Annotated in this window: 20 protein-coding genes; 12 read left to right on the top strand and 8 right to left on the bottom strand. The window is 39.6% G+C overall.

The window, feature by feature from the left end:
• Positions 1–16 precede the first annotated feature (16 nt).
• A complete protein-coding gene (locus tag IGM04_RS12900) occupies positions 17–508 on the bottom strand; it encodes a PTS system mannose/fructose/N-acetylgalactosamine-transporter subunit IIB (RefSeq protein ID WP_002354800.1) in 492 nt (163 codons plus the stop codon).
• Between the two features lie 12 nt (positions 509–520).
• Positions 521–940, bottom strand: coding sequence for a PTS sugar transporter subunit IIA (locus tag IGM04_RS12895; protein ID WP_002354802.1), 420 nt, complete (start codon positions 938–940; stop codon positions 521–523).
• A gap of 257 nt (positions 941–1,197) precedes the next feature.
• Between IGM04_RS12895 and IGM04_RS12890 the strand changes: the two genes are divergently transcribed.
• The 3 genes from IGM04_RS12890 to IGM04_RS12880 all read left to right on the top strand — a co-directional run bounded on the left by IGM04_RS12890 (position 1,198) and on the right by IGM04_RS12880 (position 4,059).
• A complete protein-coding gene (locus IGM04_RS12890) occupies positions 1,198–2,133 on the top strand; it encodes an ABC transporter ATP-binding protein (RefSeq protein WP_002354809.1) in 936 nt (311 codons plus the stop codon).
• A complete protein-coding gene (locus tag IGM04_RS12885) occupies positions 2,126–2,896 on the top strand; it encodes an ABC transporter permease (protein ID WP_002354811.1) in 771 nt (256 codons plus the stop codon). The genes IGM04_RS12890 and IGM04_RS12885 overlap by 8 nt, the downstream gene beginning before the upstream one ends.
• 188 nt (positions 2,897–3,084) lie before the next feature.
• On the top strand, positions 3,085–4,059 hold the full coding sequence (locus IGM04_RS12880; protein WP_002413934.1) for a tRNA dihydrouridine synthase: 975 nt from the start codon (positions 3,085–3,087) through the stop codon (positions 4,057–4,059).
• A gap of 57 nt (positions 4,060–4,116) precedes the next feature.
• Here IGM04_RS12880 and IGM04_RS12875 read toward each other — a convergent pair whose 3' ends face one another.
• The 5 genes from IGM04_RS12875 to rpsN all read right to left on the bottom strand — a co-directional run bounded on the left by IGM04_RS12875 (position 4,117) and on the right by rpsN (position 7,347).
• Positions 4,117–5,652 carry a zinc ABC transporter substrate-binding protein AdcA gene (locus IGM04_RS12875; protein WP_002401146.1) on the bottom strand — a complete coding sequence of 512 codons (1,536 nt, stop codon included), beginning with the start codon at positions 5,650–5,652 and terminating at the stop codon, positions 4,117–4,119.
• A gap of 20 nt (positions 5,653–5,672) precedes the next feature.
• Positions 5,673–5,795: a putative metal homeostasis protein gene (locus IGM04_RS12870; protein ID WP_002383181.1), complete on the bottom strand. Its 123-nt coding sequence runs from the start codon at positions 5,793–5,795 to the stop codon at positions 5,673–5,675.
• A gap of 33 nt (positions 5,796–5,828) precedes the next feature.
• A complete protein-coding gene (locus tag IGM04_RS12865; RefSeq protein WP_002392709.1) occupies positions 5,829–6,803 on the bottom strand; it encodes a CobW family GTP-binding protein in 975 nt (324 codons plus the stop codon).
• 15 nt (positions 6,804–6,818) lie between these two features.
• Positions 6,819–6,968, bottom strand: a complete 150-nt coding sequence (gene rpmG / locus IGM04_RS12860) for a 50S ribosomal protein L33 (protein WP_002354818.1) — start codon at positions 6,966–6,968, stop codon at positions 6,819–6,821.
• A 109-nt stretch (positions 6,969–7,077) separates the two neighbouring features.
• Positions 7,078–7,347 carry a 30S ribosomal protein S14 gene (gene rpsN / locus IGM04_RS12855; RefSeq protein ID WP_002354822.1) on the bottom strand — a complete coding sequence of 90 codons (270 nt, stop codon included), beginning with the start codon at positions 7,345–7,347 and terminating at the stop codon, positions 7,078–7,080.
• A gap of 199 nt (positions 7,348–7,546) precedes the next feature.
• Here rpsN and IGM04_RS12850 point away from each other — a divergent pair, with 199 nt between their 5' ends.
• The 8 genes from IGM04_RS12850 to lrgB all read left to right on the top strand — a co-directional run bounded on the left by IGM04_RS12850 (position 7,547) and on the right by lrgB (position 14,348).
• On the top strand, positions 7,547–7,945 hold the full coding sequence (locus IGM04_RS12850; RefSeq protein WP_010823297.1) for an OsmC family protein: 399 nt from the start codon (positions 7,547–7,549) through the stop codon (positions 7,943–7,945).
• A 361-nt stretch (positions 7,946–8,306) separates the two neighbouring features.
• Positions 8,307–9,029 (top strand): methionine ABC transporter ATP-binding protein, encoded by a 723-nt coding sequence (locus IGM04_RS12845; RefSeq protein WP_002385155.1) that lies wholly within the window; start codon positions 8,307–8,309, stop codon positions 9,027–9,029.
• Entirely contained in the window at positions 9,026–9,697 is a 672-nt protein-coding gene (locus IGM04_RS12840) for a methionine ABC transporter permease (RefSeq protein ID WP_002354825.1), read from the top strand. The genes IGM04_RS12845 and IGM04_RS12840 overlap by 4 nt, the downstream gene beginning before the upstream one ends.
• A 12-nt stretch (positions 9,698–9,709) precedes the next feature.
• Entirely contained in the window at positions 9,710–10,528 is an 819-nt protein-coding gene (locus IGM04_RS12835) for a MetQ/NlpA family ABC transporter substrate-binding protein (protein WP_002354826.1), read from the top strand.
• 90 nt (positions 10,529–10,618) lie between these two features.
• Positions 10,619–12,388: a sensor histidine kinase gene (locus IGM04_RS12830; RefSeq protein ID WP_002424920.1), complete on the top strand. Its 1,770-nt coding sequence runs from the start codon at positions 10,619–10,621 to the stop codon at positions 12,386–12,388.
• On the top strand, positions 12,369–13,097 hold the full coding sequence (locus IGM04_RS12825; RefSeq protein WP_002408379.1) for a LytR/AlgR family response regulator transcription factor: 729 nt from the start codon (positions 12,369–12,371) through the stop codon (positions 13,095–13,097). Before IGM04_RS12830 ends, IGM04_RS12825 begins: the two co-directional genes overlap by 20 nt.
• A 151-nt stretch (positions 13,098–13,248) precedes the next feature.
• Positions 13,249–13,668, top strand: a complete 420-nt coding sequence (lrgA, locus tag IGM04_RS12820) for an antiholin-like murein hydrolase modulator LrgA (RefSeq protein WP_002354829.1) — start codon at positions 13,249–13,251, stop codon at positions 13,666–13,668.
• Entirely contained in the window at positions 13,665–14,348 is a 684-nt protein-coding gene (gene lrgB / locus IGM04_RS12815) for an antiholin-like protein LrgB (RefSeq protein WP_002354830.1), read from the top strand. The genes lrgA and lrgB overlap by 4 nt, the downstream gene beginning before the upstream one ends.
• A 196-nt stretch (positions 14,349–14,544) precedes the next feature.
• Here the strand turns inward: lrgB and IGM04_RS12810 are convergent, their stop codons facing one another.
• Positions 14,545–15,090 carry a cysteine hydrolase family protein gene (locus IGM04_RS12810; protein ID WP_002388626.1) on the bottom strand — a complete coding sequence of 182 codons (546 nt, stop codon included), beginning with the start codon at positions 15,088–15,090 and terminating at the stop codon, positions 14,545–14,547.
• A gap of 165 nt (positions 15,091–15,255) precedes the next feature.
• Here IGM04_RS12810 and IGM04_RS12805 point away from each other — a divergent pair, with 165 nt between their 5' ends.
• Positions 15,256–16,269, top strand: a complete 1,014-nt coding sequence (locus tag IGM04_RS12805; protein ID WP_002367479.1) for an alpha/beta hydrolase — start codon at positions 15,256–15,258, stop codon at positions 16,267–16,269.
• The last annotated feature ends 329 nt before the right edge of the window (positions 16,270–16,598 follow it).

Raw genomic sequence — 16,598 nt, 5'->3', positions numbered from 1 at the left:
TGTTCATTTCCTCCTTTTAATTGACGGCTTGTTTTAGACTTAATTTTGAGTTGGTTGGCAGTACTTGGTTATAGCTTTCCACGTGAGTCAAACTGGCTAATTCTTTGGCAGCTTCTAACTCTTCAGGGTTTAATTGGACACTCGGGAAAACCATTGTTTTGGTGGCTGGATCTGATTTATCAAAGCGGCCAGCGTTGGCAACATTCACACTTTCAATATCTGTCACGTTTTTCGCAATTTTAGTAGCATCCGCTACACTGTTCACAATTACAAAAATTCGTTTGTCTTTGCCACGAGGATCATTAAAGACATCAATCGCATCATCAACTGAGCGAATTAATAGTTTCATGCCATTAGGGACAGCCATTTTTAACGTCATTTGCATTACTTCGTTTTTGGCTGCTTCATCATTCGCTACAACTAATAAGGGGGCATTCAATTCTTTGGTCCAAACTACGGCTACTTGGCCGTGAATTAATCTGTCGTCTACTCGTACTTGTGTAATCATTTTAATTTCCTCCTAAAAAAAGTTTTCTTCTTCATTTGATGGGTTTAATTCAACGAATTGAATTTGTGCTTCAGCAATTGCTGCTTGAATATCTTCTTTGGTTAGCTTTTCGCCTTCTTTTAAGAAAATCAGCGACAAGGCAATGGCTAAGTTGGCATTGGAAATGATAAAAACATTGTCTGGTTTTGTCGTCATGACTTCTTGAACAATTTTTTGATTGACACTACCACCATATAAATCTGTTAAAATAATAGCTTGTTCTTCTGCGCCAAGGGACTGAAGAAACGTTTGAATAATTGGCGTGTAGTCCTCAGGAGTCACATAGGCATTGATGACCGCCAGCTCTTTTCCTTTGTCTGCGAGAATATCCAAGGAACTTTGGAAGCCTTTCGCTAAGTTTCCATGACTAGCAATTAAAAATTTTCTTTTCATTCTTTTCACCTCACTTTTATATAAAGCAAGTTCTGTGCCAAAAAAAGAGAACTCTAAATCCTTGATTTGAAAAGGTTTTGACGCTCTTGAAACTGTTTAAACAGTTTCAAGTCAAAATAAACACGTTATTCGTTGGCTAGTTTGTTGTTGAAAAATAGCTAAGCAAAACTGTGAAATTTAATCAAAATAACCCCCGTTTTTATCGAGAAGTGTTACAATAATACTCATGAATATTTATACATTAAGGAGAGTTACGAATGACTGATGCTCTTGTGATACAAGATTTACGCAAAGTGTACGCTTCAGGTGTTGAAGCGTTGCGAGGGATTGATTTAACAGTCGAAGAAGGCGATTTTTATGCTCTTTTGGGACCGAATGGCGCAGGAAAATCAACGACGATTGGGATTGTGACCTCGTTAGTTAATAAGACTTCGGGGAAAGTCAAAATTTTTGGGTATGATTTAGATACGGAGATGGTGCGGGCGAAGCAACAGATTGGGTTAGTGCCGCAGGAGTTTAACTTCAATCCGTTTGAAACGGTCCAGCAGATTGTGGTCAATCAAGCGGGCTATTATGGGGTGTCTCGTAAAGAAGCCATGAAACGGAGTGAAAAGTATTTAAAACAATCCAATTTATGGGAAAAACGGAACGAACGGGCTCGGATGCTTTCTGGCGGAATGAAACGTCGCTTGATGATTGCTCGCGCGCTGATGCATGAGCCGAAGTTATTGATTTTAGATGAACCAACTGCAGGTGTCGATATTGAATTGCGCCGTGAAATGTGGGCCTTTTTACAAGAGTTAAATGCGCAGGGAACCACGATTATTTTGACGACCCATTACTTAGAAGAAGCTGAGATGTTGTGTCGCAACATTGGGATTATTCAGTCTGGTGAATTGATTGAAAACACCAGCATGAAGCACTTGTTAGCAAAATTACAATTTGAAACGTTTATTTTTGATTTAGCACCTTATACGCAGGCACCAGTTATTGAAGGCTATCAAAGCGTATTTGAGGACGAGTTAACGTTAGCGGTGGAAGTAGAACGAAACCAAGGAGTCAATCACTTGTTTGAACAGCTAAGTCAACAAGGAATCAAAGTATTGTCAATGCGGAATAAGTCCAACCGTTTGGAAGAGCTCTTCTTGAAGATTACCGAGGATACGTACCAAAGGGAGGATCAACATGTTTAGTCTGTATTTTACTGCTTTAAAAAGTTTAGCTGTGAAGGAAACCAACCGTTATTTACGGATTTGGGTCCAAACACTGGTACCGCCAGTGATTACGACGTCCTTATATTTTGTGATTTTTGGGAAAATGATTGGCGGGCGAATTGGCGACATGGGCGGTTTTTCTTATATGGAATTTATCGTGCCAGGTTTAATTATGATGTCAGCCATTACAAGCTCGTACGCCAATGTTTCATCTTCCTTTTTCTCACAAAAATTCCAGAAAAATATCGAAGAAATTCTCGTGGCGCCAGTTCCAACTCATGTGATTATTTGGGGATTTGTGATTGGTGGCGTTGGTCGTAGTATTTTGGTCGGTGCGTTAGTCACCATCATTTCTCTATTTTTTGTGCCATTGCACGTTGTTTCTTGGCTGATGGTCATCATGACTTTATTGATGACAGCGATTCTCTTTTCTTTAGCTGGTTTGTTAAATGGTATTTTTGCGCAATCCTATGATGATGTATCGATTGTGCCGACCTTTGTGTTACAGCCTTTAACCTATTTGGGTGGGGTTTTCTATGCCATTTCCATGTTGCCGCCATTTTGGCAAGCTGTCTCAAAAGTTAATCCGATTGTTTACATGATTTCTGGGTTCCGCTACGGTTTCCTAGGGGTTCAAGATGTGCCAATTGGTATTTCTATGACCATTTTAATCTTATTTATTGTCGTTTTATATGGCATTTGTTGGTACCTTGTAGAAACAGGACGTGGCTTACGTAGTTAAGCCGTAAAAAGATTAAACTGTCTGAATCACTCATTCTAGCGAGCAGATTCAGACAGTTTTCTTGTTTCTAAGTATGCCTTTTTTGATTCTTCGTGCATTTCCCTGTATAATAGCAATGTTTCGCACCAGAATATGTCGACAAGTTGTCGTTGAAAATAAAGAAAAAATCAGAAACGGAGTATATGAAGATGAGCAAGAATTTTTGGGCAACATTGCCAAAGCCCTTTTTTGTTTTAGCACCGATGGAAGACGTCACTGATGTGGTCTTTCGTCATGTCGTGAAAGAAGCTGGGGCGCCAGATGTGTTTTTTACAGAGTTTACTAATTCAGATAGTTATTGTCATCCTGAAGGAAAAGACAGTGTGCGCGGGCGCCTCGTTTTTACAGAAGATGAACAGCCGATGGTGGCACATATTTGGGGGGATAAACCGGAATTTTTCCGTGAAATGAGTATCGGCGTAGCGGAGATGGGCTTTCAAGGATTAGATATAAATATGGGCTGTCCTGTGCCCAACGTGGCTGAGCGTGGAAAAGGCAGCGGGCTAATTTTGCGCCCAGAAGTCGCGGCTGAATTGATTGACGCTGCCAAAGCAGGTGGCTTACCTGTTAGTGTCAAAACACGCATTGGGTTTACTGAAATGGCGGAAATGGAGGCGTGGATCACGCATTTATTAGAGCAAGACATTGCGAATCTATCCATTCATTTGCGAACACGAAAAGAGATGAGCAAAGTGGATGCCCATTGGGAGGTCATTCCGCAAATTATGGCTATTCGGGACCGTGTCGCACCGCAAACGACAATTACGATTAATGGGGATATTCCCGATCGTCAAAAGGGCCTAGAATTAGCAGAACAATATGGTGTAGATGGCATCATGATTGGTCGGGGGATTTTTAAAAATCCTTATGCCTTTGAAAAAGAACCCAAAACACATACACCACAAGAATTGCTGGGCTTGCTACGTTTACAATTGGATTTGCAAGACAAATATGCGGAATTGGTGCCTCGCTCCATTGTTGGGTTGCATCGCTTCTTTAAAATTTATGTCAAAGGCTTTCCAGGTGCCAGTGATTTAAGAGCACAATTAATGAATACAAAATCAACGGATGAAGTGCGCCAGTTGTTAGCGACGTTTGAAGCAGAACATGGTGTGCTTGACTAAATAAAAAAAGAGAGGAGGTAGCATTTTAGCTAATGCTACCTCCTCTCTTTTGAATGCTTAATGCGCAATCATTTCTTGGGCAATTTCTTGTTTGCTTAAGTCGTTTGGATAATACGTTGGCCAGTTGTCCATTTCATTGAACAGACTTTCTTGGCTATCGCCGCCGAAGAAGATGTGGAAATGAGCGGCTTTCGTTGGTGCGATGTTGTGGTCGCTAAATTGGACGTATTTAAACCGCCCAGCATTGGCATCGTCTGTTTCAAAAAGGAAACGGACGCCACGGTTGCCTTTTGCATAGTTTAAAATTTTATAACCGGCTGCTTTATAGGTGAATTTTTGTGGTTTGCCATCGACCAGAAACTCGATGGTGGAATCAGTGATGTTGATGTGGTCGACATCGGTTTGATAGCCGGCATCATAGTAGGTTTTGTATTCGGCTGGTGTTTTATCTTTTTTCAGTTTCGCTTTGTAATCGAAGACTTGGTCTAATGTGCCATCTTTTAATAAAGGATAGACGGATTGCCAATTTCCAGCGTAATCTGTCAGTGTTCTCTCAGCCACCTCACTGTCTTTGAAATAGCCGTTAGCCACGGTTTTTTCTGTTTTTTCAGAGGTTTCTGGCTGAACCTCTTTCCCAGCTGTATCTGTTGTTTTTTTCAAAGCAGTTAAGTTTTCTTTCATTACAGAAAGATAATCTTCGCCATTGTCCATTTGTTTTTGTGTCAAACTTTCTAGCGGGTTTAGGACTTCCAATTGAACATTCGCTTCGTCAGCTAACGTTTTAGCAATTTTATCGTTGGCATTTTTTTCAAAATAAATATAGCGAATTTGGTTGTCTGTGACATATTTTTTCAACTCTGCCAAGCGCCCTGCGGTTGGCTCTTGTTCAGGTGTTAAACCAGCTATTGGCACTTGTTTTAAGCCGTAATCTAAGGCAAGATAACCAAATGCAGCATGTTGGGTAACAAAACTTTTTTGCTTAGCGTCTTTCAAAGCTGTTTGGAACTCTTTGTCTAAGGCCGTTAATTTTGTTAAGTATTTTTCTGCGTTTGTTTCAAATGTTTTGGCTTTTTTAGGGTAAAGTTTGACTAATTGTTCTTTGATGTTTGTAACTTCTTGGATGGCACGATGGGGTGAAACCCAAGTATGCGGATCTAATTCATGGTGGTGGCCTTCTTCGCCATGTTCGTGGTCATGGTCGTGTCCGTCTTCGTCACTGCCAGGAAGTAAGACCATGTTTTCGGTACCTTTAATGACGTTCGGGGCTCCTTTTTTCCAGCCTTTAGCAGCTTTGGGTACCCAAGATTCCATATTTTCATTGTGGTAAACGAAAACATCCGCATCATGGATGGTAGCCATATCTTTGGCGGATGGTTCATAATCGTGTGGTTCAGAACCAGCAGGGATTAACAATTTGACGTCTCCTTCATCGCCTACAATATTTTTAGTGAAATCGTACATAGGATAAAAAGTCGTGACAATGGATAGTTTTTCTTTACCGTCAGCGGTTTTATCAGAGGTGTTTGTTTTGCCGCAAGCGCCGAAAAGGATTAGCGATAAGGCGGCTAACAGGGGAAGAGTAAATTTTTTCATAGGTGTGCTCCTTTAGTGAATTACGCAATTTTCTTTTGTTTATTGCGCTTATGTTCTTTAATGATTTTAAGTGCGCGTTTTCGTGTTTTGATGTTGGGACTTTTCAGTCGACGATAAGCGCTAGATAAGTCAGTTTTTTCCATTATATATAGGACCTCCATTTCGTAAAAAATAATTTACGGAGTAGCTATTTTGTTGAGGGTTTGAAAGGTTTCTTGAATTTTTTTTGTCTCTAATTCTTTGCCAATCAGAACAATTGTCGTTTCTTGAGGGGGTTGATTCGTCATTTGAAAGGCCACTTGCTGGTTGACGCCTTGCATGGCAATGGCCAAGTCATGCTCCTGTAAGGCGAGAATCCCTTTGAAACGGTATAACTTTTCCTGATGTGTATACATTAACCAATCAAGCCAACGAGTGAAAAGAGGTTCGTTGAGGGCTGAGGACGCCGTTAACGTAAGGGAGTGAAAGGTATGGTGATGATGCTCGTGGGCGTGCTCATGCGGGGAATGAGTCATTTCGTGTTCTGTAAGTGTTGCCGTAAACTTATTTAATTGAAAAAAGTCACTAGCCAAAAGAGGCTCGTTGGCTTGAAAGGATAAAATATCAGCAAAAGGATTAATGGTACGAAGGGTTTCTTGGAACGTTGGTAGCTGAGTGATGTCTGCTGGTTCCTTGACAGAAAAAAAGAGGCGATCTGCTAAGGCCAGTTGTTTGATGGCTTCGGCTTCTTGAAGCTGCTGTTGCCAATGATGCCCATCAACGACCGTTAAGAGACTGTCTATATAGAAATGATTTTTGATGTGCGGGGTCGTTAAAATTGTTTGAATGATTGGTTGCGGATCAGCAATGCCCGTTGTTTCTAAAATGACTTGGGCAATGGGTTGTTGTTCTTCTTGGTACACTTCTAAGATTGCTGATAAAGAGGCAAGAAGATCTCCTCGTAAGCTGCAACACATGCAACCGTTATTTAATTGAATAATTCGTTCCGTGGTTTGTAAAAGTAATGCGTGATCAACGCCTGTTTGACCAAATTCATTTTCAATAATAATAATTTCTTCTTTAGGAAACGGTGACTGCGCAAGCGCATGGTTAATTAAGGTTGTTTTTCCTGCGCCTAAAAAGCCAGAAACAATGGTGATTGGAATGCCCATCAAGTTTTCCTCCTGTTATTTGACTTCAGTGAAAAGTGCGCGGCGCCGTAGTTTTGGTGAATATTTTTTCAGCTGTAATTTTTCTGGTGTATTTCGTTTGTTTTTACTTGTTAAGTAAAGGCGCTCGCCAGTTTCAGCGCAAGCTAACGTAATGGTTTGGCGCATAGTGCCGTCCTCCAATTTGATTTTTTTAATTGCGTATAAAGATAAAGGGGGCTGCGAGGTCAGCCCAAATGCGACTGTCCTCGCTAGTTGTCTTTATCGAAATAATGAGTTACCAGCTTGCTTTTTTGACGCCAGGAATCAAGCCTTGGTGAGCCAATTCACGGAAACGAATCCGCGACATGCCAAATTTACGCATGTAGCCACGTGGGCGCCCATCTGTTTGATCGCGGAGTTTTAAGCGACTTGGATGAGCATCTTTTGGCAATTTGCTAAGACCTTCATAATCGCCAGCTTCTTTTAAGGCTTGGCGAATAGGCGCATATTTTGCAATCATTGCTTGTTGTTTTTTTGCTTTAGCAATTTTTGATTTTTTAGCCATAAGGCACTTCCTTTCTTTTTGGATTTATAAAATATAAATCGTAACGGTTACGATTTGAACGGAAGTATATTATCAGGTGTTGCGTTGTTTGTCAAGTGAGAATTTCGTTTTTTTAAGACTTGCTAAGTTGAGAAGTTAGAAATGTTTGTTTTAGCGCTGTTTTGTAGTATCTTTTAAGAAAGAGTAAAAAGGAGTGAAGATGGCAATGGTAGAACGTTTGACGATTATTCGTGGTGTGGAAAAATTTGAATTACAAACGAAAACAGCGCGCTGGGTGTTAGCAAAAGAAGAGGGCTATTCGCCAGTTCAAATGCTCGTTTCGGCAATTGGCGCTTGTGGGGGGTACGTGTATCAATCCGTTTTGGAAAATTCGCACATTCCCTTTGAGTTTGAAAAAATAGAAGTCACGTATTCAAGAGAAGTAGAGAGACGCGCACAACCATTAAAACAGGTAACGATTCTCTTTTATGTGACTGTTCCAGAAGCCTTTCAAGCACGGGCGACAAGGTGTTTGAAGCTTGTCTCCCCAAACTGTCCAGTGATTCAATCATTGGCTGAAAGAATTACTGTCGAAGAAACAGTTGTATTTAAAAAGTAAACCATTAGAGACATTATCGTTACGAGCGCTTTTCCCTTTTTGGATGCCTCGTTTCTGAGAATGTCTTTTTTTAGAGGAGCGTGGGGAAATAGCTGTAGAAACAGGAAATTTTTAATTCATTTGTACAAAATAATACAGACAAAAAACAGATAGTGCTTTTTTCACAAATAAAAAGGTTGCTTTTTTTTCTGTTTTAGTAGATGATGTAAGTAGTTACATCTCTGATATAACGCTGTTTTTCGAAACGTGTGTTATTTTTTGATTCGTAATAGTTTTTTTAAATCGTTTCACAGAATTACTTTAATTGTTATACAGTTTTTTTAGTTGTTATAGTTTGTTTTTCGGCCTTTAGGAGGTAATCATGATTGAGTTAGTGAATGTGTCGAAAGTCTATCAAGAGACACACGCGTTAAAAAATATTCACTTTTCTGTCCAACCAGGAGAAATCGTTGGGATTGTTGGGAAAAGTGGCTCTGGCAAGTCCACGTTGTTACGTTTGTTGAATTTAATGGAACAACCGAGTGAAGGGGAGATTCGCATTGATGGCAGAAATGTTCAAACCTTCTCTAAAAAAGAAGTTCGCCAGCAGCAACAACAAATGGGGATGGTGTTTCAGCATTACAATTTGTTAGAAAATTTGAAAATTTATGATAATGTTGCGTTGCCTTTGAAACTTTTAAAAGAGAAACAGCCTGAAAAAATTGAGCGTTTATTAACGTTTGTTGATATGGACCATAAGGCAGAAGCGTATCCTGCTCAGCTTTCTGGTGGGGAAAAACAGCGTGTCTCTATTGCTCGAGCGTTGAGCCGTAATCCAAAATGGTTATTATGTGACGAGGCAACGAGTTCATTAGATGAAGAAAATACAGAAAGTGTCGTTCGACTATTACATAAGACGCATCAGGAATTCCGACCGACTATTTTCTTTGTTAGTCACGAATTAGAAACCGTGAAGCGCTTATGTAATCGTATCTTAGTGATGGAAAAAGGTCAGTTAATTGGCGAATTTCTGAATAATCCTCAACAATATGAGGAAGAACCGCTTTCCTATTTAGAAAAAGTGGAAAGGAGTTTGCGTCCATGACTTTTTCAGAAACCTTTGCCGAATATTGGCCATCTATGCTGATTGGTTTAAAAGAAACAGGGATTATGATGTCGATTTCGATGGCTATCTGTTTGCTTGTTGGCTTGCCTTTAGGCTTAGGACTATTTTTGGCTAATCCGAAAGTCAAAGGGCATCAACCTTGGCTGTACTGGGTTTTAAATTTCATTGTAACTGTTATTCGCTCGTTTCCTTATTTATTATTTGTGATTGCGTTGATTCCAGTCACTCGTTCTGTTTTAGGAAAGGCATTTGGCCCAATTCCTTCATCTGTGCCATTGAGTATTGTTGCGATCGCGATTTTTGCTCGCTTGGTTGAACAAGTGCTGTTGGATGTTCCAGAAGAAATTTATTTTTTAGCTAATTCGTTAGGCACCTCGAAAGTCCAATACATTTGGCACTTTTTATTGGTGGAAGCACGTAGCGGATTAGTCCTTGCTTACACAACCACGACAGTGAGTATGGTTTCATATTCCACGGTGATGGGTGTTGTTGGTGGCGGCGGGATTGGCGATTTTGCAGTTCGTGTCGGGTATCAACGGTATGAATACGGTATTATGTATGTTGCCATTGTAATTATGATTGCACTGGTCTTCATTTTACAAATGCTTGGGAACTTCATTGCCCAAAAACTAGACAAAAGAAAGTAGGAGGACAAAAGAATGAAGAAGTTTTATTTAGCAACATTCGCTGTTATTGCAACAGTTATTTTAGCTGCCTGTGGGGGAAATAAACAAGCAGACCAGAAAGAAGACAAGGAGATTACCGTGGCCGTGCAATTGGAATCTTCAAAAGATATCTTGGAGATTGCCAAGAAAGAAGCTGAGAAAAAAGGGTACAAAATTAACATTATGGAAGTGAGCGACAATGTTGCCTACAACGATGCCGTGCAACATGACGAAGCGGATGCTAATTTTGCGCAACATCAACCCTTCATGGAAATGTTTAACAAAGAGAAAAAAGCTGATTTAGTGGCTGTTCAACCGATTTATTATTTTGCTGGTGGTTTCTATTCAAAAGAATACCAAGATGCGAAAGATTTACCTGAAAATGCCAAAGTGGGGATTCCTAGCGATCCAACCAATGAAGGTCGTGCTTTAGCAATTTTAAATGCAAACGGCGTGATTAAATTAAAAGAAGGTGTCGGCTTTAATGGCACGGTGGCAGATGTCGTGGAAAATCCTAAAAACATCACTTTTGAAAGCATTGATTTACTGAATTTAGCTAAAGCCTATGATGAAAAAGACATCGCTATGGTGTTCTGCTACCCAGCCTACTTAGAACCTGCTGGTTTAACAACGAAAGATGCGATCTTGTTAGAAGATGAAGAAGCAAGTAAACATTACGCATTGCAAGTTGTGACACGCAAAGGCGAAAAAGATAGCGAAAAAATCAAGGTTTTAAAAGAAGCGATGACAACAAAAGAAGTTGCTGAATACATCAAGAAAAATTCTAAAGGCGCCAATATTCCTGCGTTTTAATGAATAGAAAAAATGAAGCCTCTTTTTGAGAAGCTTCATTTTTTTCTTTTCCTTGATTTATAGTATAGTTAATAGGAAGGAGGTGCCGGTGTGGTCGAATTATTTATTTTAATGATGGAACGGGTGGGCTTAATTATTTTACTGGCCTTTCTTTTAGTGAATGTGCCTTATTTTAAGCGTGTTTTATTAAGTCGTGAAAAAATGTCTTCAAAAGTTCAATTGATTTTGATTTTTGGTTTATTTGCTATTATTTCTAATTTTACAGGTATCGAAATCGCTAAGAATCAGATTGTTCCCAATAATTTACTAACCTATTTAAGCAGCAATGCTTCCATTGCGAATACGCGTACGTTAGTAATTGGCGTTTCTGGATTAGTGGGTGGTCCGATTGTCGGCAGTGCGGTTGGTTTAATTGCTGGCTTTCATCGGGTTATTCAAGGCGGGGGGCATAGTTTCTTTTATGTGCCTGCTTCTTTAATTGTTGGCTTAATTGCCGGTTTTTTAGGGAGCCGCATGGCAAAGCAAACTGTTTTTCCGTCTGCCGGCTTTTCTGCCATTGTCGGAGCGTGCATGGAAATGATTCAGATGATTTTTATTTTCTTTTTCAGCGGTGATCTAGCGGACGGAGCCACGTTGGTTCGTTTTATTGCGCTGCCAATGATTTTGTTAAATAGCGTAGGAACGTTCATTTTTATGTCGATTCTAACGACGACATTGAAACAAGAAGAGCAGGCCAAAGCGGTTCAGACGCACGATGTTTTGGAATTAGCAGCGGAAACACTGCCATATTTTCGAGAAGGACTCAATAAAAATTCCAGCAAAAAAGTTGCGGAGATTATTAAGCATTATACAAAAGTCAGTGCGATTAGCATGACAAACAGTCATCAAATTTTAGCTCATGTTGGTGCAGGTAGCGACCATCATATTCCAGAGCTAGAAGTCATCACGGAACTTTCTCGGGAAGTGTTACGGACGGGCCAAATGACCATCGCGCATGCCAAAGAAGAAGTTGGTTGTTCGGACCCTAATTGTCCGTTGCAAGCGGCGATTGTGATTCCATTATTTTCCCATCAGCAAATTGTTGGCACCTTAAAAATGTACTTTACGGATCCAGCGCAGTTAACGCATGTCGAGGAACAGTTAGCAGAAGGTCTTGGGACAATTTTTTCTTCACAAATTGAATTAGGTGAAGCGGAAGTACAATCAAAATTACTTAAAGAAGCTGAAATTAAATCCTTGCAAGCGCAAGTGAACCCGCATTTCTTCTTTAATGCCATCAATACTATTTCCGCATTAATGCGGAAAGACAGTGAAAAAGCGCGGAAACTATTGCTTCAATTAAGTAAATACTTTCGAGGCAACTTGCAAGGAGCCGTGCAAACTACGATTCCAGTTTCACAAGAACTAGAACAAGTAAAAGCCTATTTGTCATTAGAACAAGCACGGTTTCCGAATCGTTATCAAGTAACATTTGACGTAGAAGAAGCGGTTGCTTCAGAAAAAGTACCGCCGTATGCGATTCAGGTGTTAGTGGAAAATACCATCAAGCATGCATTTGGCAGCCGGAAGGAGAACAATCAAGTTCGGGTAGTGGTCAAAGCAAAACAACATAAATTACATGTGGATGTGTATGACAATGGGCAAGGGATTCCTGAAGAACGCCGCTTGCTATTAGGAAAGACGACAGTGACTTCGGAAAAAGGCACCGGCACGGCACTGGAAAACTTGTCCCGCAGAATGGCGAACCTTTATGGATCAGAAGGTTGTTTTTTAATTGAAAATTTAGAGACAGGCGGGAGCCATGTTCATTTAGAAATCCCGATGGAACAGGAGGAATTAGATGCACGTATTAATCGTTGATGATGAGCCCTTAGCACGAGAAGAATTGAGCTATCTTGTTTCCCAACATCCGCAAGTGACGAGCGTTGCAGAAGCGGATTCTGTGGCGGAGGCAATGGAAGAGATGATGGATCAAAAGCCAGATTTGTTATTTTTAGATATTCATTTGACCGATGAAAGTGGGTTTGATTTAGCGGAAAAATTAACCCATCTTAAAAAAGCGCCCTACTTGGTCTTTGCAACCGCCTATGATCAATATGCGTTAAAGGCCTTTCAAGTGAATGCAAAAGATTATATTTTGAAACCTTTTGAAGAAGAAAAAATAACACAAGTCATTGAAAAAGCATCGAAAGAAATGGCTCAAGCTGTCCCAGAAAACACTGCCGAAAAAGGACCAAAATCTGAAGCAATACCTATTCAAGGGGAAGACCGCATTTATCTTGTGGCGCCAGAAGATATTTACCTCGTTTCTGTCGAAGAACGGCAACTGAGCATTTTTGTAGATCAACAGGTCTACAAGATGACAGGGACCCTCAACAGTATCGAACAGAAATTACCTGCCGCGCTCTTTATTAAAACGCACCGAAGTTTCATCTTGAATCGAACAAAAATTCAAGAAATTCAGCCGTGGTTTAATAACACGTTGCAAGTAATTTTAACCAACGGATCAAAAGTACCTGTTAGCCGTTCATACGTCAAAGAATTTAAAGAAAAACTTGGCTTAAGTTAAAAAATCACCACTTGAAATGTCGAATGCATTTCAAGTGGTGATTTTTGCATTTGGTGAAGAAATTCTGGCATTTCATGAAAAAAAGCCCTTAAAAAAACGTTTTCTTTATATACTTAACCCATAGAAAACAGACAAAAGGGAGCGAAGAAGAATGGAAAAGAAAGTATATTCATTTTTACAACAAGCAGCAGTTTTTGCCATTATTATGTTAATCGCCAACGGCTTGGCGTTCATTTCCCCAATACCAATGCCTGCTTCAGTAATTGGCATGGTGTTATTGTTCATTGGTTTATGTACAAAAGTTGTTAAATTGGAGCAAGTGGAAGGGCTAGGTAACAGCTTATCAACGGTTATTACATTTTTATTTGTTCCTTCAGGGATTTCCTTAGTTAATTCTTTAGGGATTATGCAACAATTTGGCGTTCAAATTGTTTTTGTTATTTTAGTAGCAACATTAGCGTTACTAGCAACGACTGGTTGGACGGGCGCCTTTTTATTGCATATGAAAGATGCTCGAAAAGAAAAAGAACCCGCAGCAACGAAGAAAGCGAAAGGAGAGGTTCGCGCATGAATCCGTATGTTGGCATTATTATTTCATTAGCTGTATTTGGCATAGGTACTTGGTTGTTTAAAAAAAGTAAAGGTTTCTTCTTATTTACGCCATTATTCGTTGCGATGATTTTAGGCGTTGTCGTTTTAAAAGTGACAGGAATTAGTTACGAGCAATACAATGAAGGTGGCAAATATATCAGCTTCTTTTTAGAACCTGCGACAGTAGCGTTTGCGATTCCTTTATATAAAAAGAGAGACGTGTTGAAAAAATATTGGTTAGAAATTTTAACGGCGTTAACAATTGGTTCTTTTGGTTCGCTAGTGGCTGTTTATTTTGCAGGAAAAGTAATTGGCATGGATAATCATTTAGTGGCCTCAATCTTACCACAAGCAGCTACAACAGCGATTGCCGTACCTATTTCTCAAACTGTTGGCGGCATTGCTTCCATTACGGCGTTTACTGTAATCTTCAATGGTGTACTAACCTATGCCTTGGGCCGAATTGCATTGAAATGGTTTAAAATTAACAATCCAATCGCCAAAGGTTTAGCTTTAGGTGCGGCCGGACATGCCCTAGGTGTGGCAGTAGGCATGGAAATGGGCGAAACAGAGGCTGCTATGGCTAGTATTTCTGTCGTAGTGGTTGGTGTAGTTACTGTTTTAGTAGTTCCTTTCTTTGCAACGGTCATTGGTCTATAAAAAAGTGGGCTTCCTCACTTTTTTATGAGTAGCTAATTTCTATCAGCTAGCAGTCTCTGCTTATTCTGTTCCCGCCGTTTATCAATTTTTAAGCCTGGGACAAAAATCCAAAGTGATTTTTGTCCCAGGCTCTTTTGTGTTGTTTACACGATTTTTTGAGTATAGATAGGGCGCATGGAAGGATTGACCAGTCTTTTTATAGAATGGTTGCTCCTAAAGTTTGTTTAAAGTGGCGTAATGCCCATTCGTGTCCTTGTTCATCAAAACTAGCAACGGCATGCTCGGGAATCATTAATTGATAGCCTAAATTATAGGCATCGACAGCCGTATGCAACACGCAAATATCTGTACAAACACCAGTTAAACAAAGCTCTGTAATTCCTCGTTCTCGTAATCGAATGTCCAAATCTGTACCACTAAAAGCAGAATAGTGCCGTTTGTCCATCCAATAAACGCTTGCCTCATTTTTGTGAGCTTGATAAAAATCAGCTAGCGAGCCAAACAGATTACGCCCGTCAGTTCCTAAGACATTGTGGGGCGGGAAAAGTTTATTTTCAGGATGATAGCGATCTAGGGGGTCATGCCCATCAATGGCAAAAACCACAAAATCGCCATTGTCAAAATAGTGCTTTGTTTGTTGAACAAGGGCCGTTTCAATGGCTTGTCCAGCGGCACCAGTGGTTAGTTTTCCGTCTGTGGCGACAAAATCATTCGTATAATCAATGGAAATCAGAGCTTTCATTTGGCAACCTCCTAAAGGTTAAAGTCATTTTGTTCATTTTACAGCTTTTAAGAAAGCATTTCAAATGATAAAAGTACATCAAATTCTAAAAAAGCTGTTTCAAAATAAACGCTTTGGCTAAAAAACATGCTATAATTTTGCTACAAATTAAAGCAGGTGAATAGAGTGAAAAGAAAAATCGTACGTTTTATCCTTTGGTTGTTAGGAATCATTGTGGTTATTTGCTTAGGTGTGTTTCTCGCCTTTCAATTATCCCCTAAGCCAGGCGCTTGGGTCATCAACCAGTTATTCGCAGGCGAAGTTGAAATAAAAGATTCAGCTTCCTATGATAAAGCATTACCCAATGTCCAATTGCAAGAAAATCAAACATACCCTTCTTCAAGAAAAAAGAATACCTTTGATTTGTATTATCCCCAAACGTCAAAACAAGCGGTACCAGTCGTTTTATGGGTCCATGGTGGTGGCTATGTGGGAGGAGATAAGTCTGGGATGAAAGAGTTTGCGACACGTTTAGTGGCTGATTCCTCAGTTGCCTTTATTTCAATGAATTATGAATTAGCACCAGATGCACCTTATCCAAGCCAGCTCCAGCAGGTCAATGAACTTGTTCAATTTTTATTAGAAAAGAAACAAGCGTATCCCATGTTAGATTTATCTAAGCTTTTTATTGGCGGGGACAGTGCGGGTGCACAGATTGCTCTACAATATGCAACAGTTCAAACCAATGCCAACTATGCCAAAGAACTAGGGATGACTGCAGCATTGCCGGCTAGCCATTTAAAAGGCACACTCTCGTATTGTGGTCCGGTGGATTTGAAACAAATGGCCAACCAACAAAGTGATAATCGTTTTATGAAATTTTTCGTTAAAACAGTGGCTTGGTCCTTGCTCGGCACTAAAGACTGGCAGACGAGCGCGGAACTGCAAGAAGTGAGTTTAGTGGATAAAGTCACCAAAGAATTTCCCCCGACGTATCTAACGGATGGCAATAGTTTTTCATTCCAAGAGCAAGGACTAGCCTTGGTTCAGCGGTTAAAAACTTTAAATGTTCCAGTTTCAGCTCTCTTTTTCAAAGATAAGAAAGCAACGATCACCCATGAATATCAATTCGACTATCAAACAAAAGAAGCTAAACAATGTTACCAAGAAACAGTCCAGTTTGTGAATACGTATAAATAAACAGAGGCCTTAGAAATATTTCTAAGGCCTCTGTTTATTTATTTTGTTATTTTTCAGCAGGGAAATATGTATAAATTAAACAAAAATGTTTATTTAATGATGTTTACATGAGAAAAAATCCGTGCTATACTACGAACTCGTTTGTTAATTTTAATGTTAAAAACAACGTTTTTGTTATTTTTGTGAACAAATTAACATTTTTATCTTACAAAAACAGCAAAAAATTCGTTTAGTTAACAAAAAGAAAATTAAAAAATAAATTTTTTTTTTGAAATTAAGAAAATATCTTTAAAAAAATCAGAAGAAAACTTCGTATACTTGAGCCATAG

It is taken from the genome of Enterococcus sp. DIV2385 (assembly GCF_051711925.1).
Taxonomy (GTDB): Bacteria; Bacillota; Bacilli; order Lactobacillales; family Enterococcaceae; genus Enterococcus; species Enterococcus faecalis.
The sequence above is the reverse complement of the archived record's forward strand: the minus strand, read 5'-3'. Positions and strand labels throughout refer to the sequence as shown.

What these genes read in the sequence shown, in the direction of transcription:
- IGM04_RS12880 (WP_002413934.1), top strand. Translation starts at nt 3,085, where the DNA reads ATGAGCAAGAATTTTTGGGCAACATTGCCAAAGCCCTTTTTTGTTTTA.
- IGM04_RS12840 (WP_002354825.1), top strand. Translation starts at nt 9,026, where the DNA reads ATGACTTTTTCAGAAACCTTTGCCGAATATTGGCCATCTATGCTGATT.
- IGM04_RS12845 (WP_002385155.1), top strand. Translation starts at nt 8,307, where the DNA reads ATGATTGAGTTAGTGAATGTGTCGAAAGTCTATCAAGAGACACACGCG.
- IGM04_RS12870 (WP_002383181.1), bottom strand. Translation starts at nt 5,795, where the DNA reads ATGGAAAAAACTGACTTATCTAGCGCTTATCGTCGACTGAAAAGTCCC.
- IGM04_RS12900 (WP_002354800.1), bottom strand. Translation starts at nt 508, where the DNA reads ATGATTACACAAGTACGAGTAGACGACAGATTAATTCACGGCCAAGTA.
- rpmG (WP_002354818.1), bottom strand. Translation starts at nt 6,968, where the DNA reads ATGCGCCAAACCATTACGTTAGCTTGCGCTGAAACTGGCGAGCGCCTT.
- rpsN (WP_002354822.1), bottom strand. Translation starts at nt 7,347, where the DNA reads ATGGCTAAAAAATCAAAAATTGCTAAAGCAAAAAAACAACAAGCAATG.
- IGM04_RS12810 (WP_002388626.1), bottom strand. Translation starts at nt 15,090, where the DNA reads ATGAAAGCTCTGATTTCCATTGATTATACGAATGATTTTGTCGCCACA.
- IGM04_RS12890 (WP_002354809.1), top strand. Translation starts at nt 1,198, where the DNA reads ATGACTGATGCTCTTGTGATACAAGATTTACGCAAAGTGTACGCTTCA.
- IGM04_RS12865 (WP_002392709.1), bottom strand. Translation starts at nt 6,803, where the DNA reads ATGGGCATTCCAATCACCATTGTTTCTGGCTTTTTAGGCGCAGGAAAA.
- lrgB (WP_002354830.1), top strand. Translation starts at nt 13,665, where the DNA reads ATGAATCCGTATGTTGGCATTATTATTTCATTAGCTGTATTTGGCATA.
- lrgA (WP_002354829.1), top strand. Translation starts at nt 13,249, where the DNA reads ATGGAAAAGAAAGTATATTCATTTTTACAACAAGCAGCAGTTTTTGCC.
- IGM04_RS12850 (WP_010823297.1), top strand. Translation starts at nt 7,547, where the DNA reads ATGGCAATGGTAGAACGTTTGACGATTATTCGTGGTGTGGAAAAATTT.
- IGM04_RS12825 (WP_002408379.1), top strand. Translation starts at nt 12,369, where the DNA reads ATGCACGTATTAATCGTTGATGATGAGCCCTTAGCACGAGAAGAATTG.
- IGM04_RS12835 (WP_002354826.1), top strand. Translation starts at nt 9,710, where the DNA reads ATGAAGAAGTTTTATTTAGCAACATTCGCTGTTATTGCAACAGTTATT.
- IGM04_RS12875 (WP_002401146.1), bottom strand. Translation starts at nt 5,652, where the DNA reads ATGAAAAAATTTACTCTTCCCCTGTTAGCCGCCTTATCGCTAATCCTT.
- IGM04_RS12895 (WP_002354802.1), bottom strand. Translation starts at nt 940, where the DNA reads ATGAAAAGAAAATTTTTAATTGCTAGTCATGGAAACTTAGCGAAAGGC.
- IGM04_RS12885 (WP_002354811.1), top strand. Translation starts at nt 2,126, where the DNA reads ATGTTTAGTCTGTATTTTACTGCTTTAAAAAGTTTAGCTGTGAAGGAA.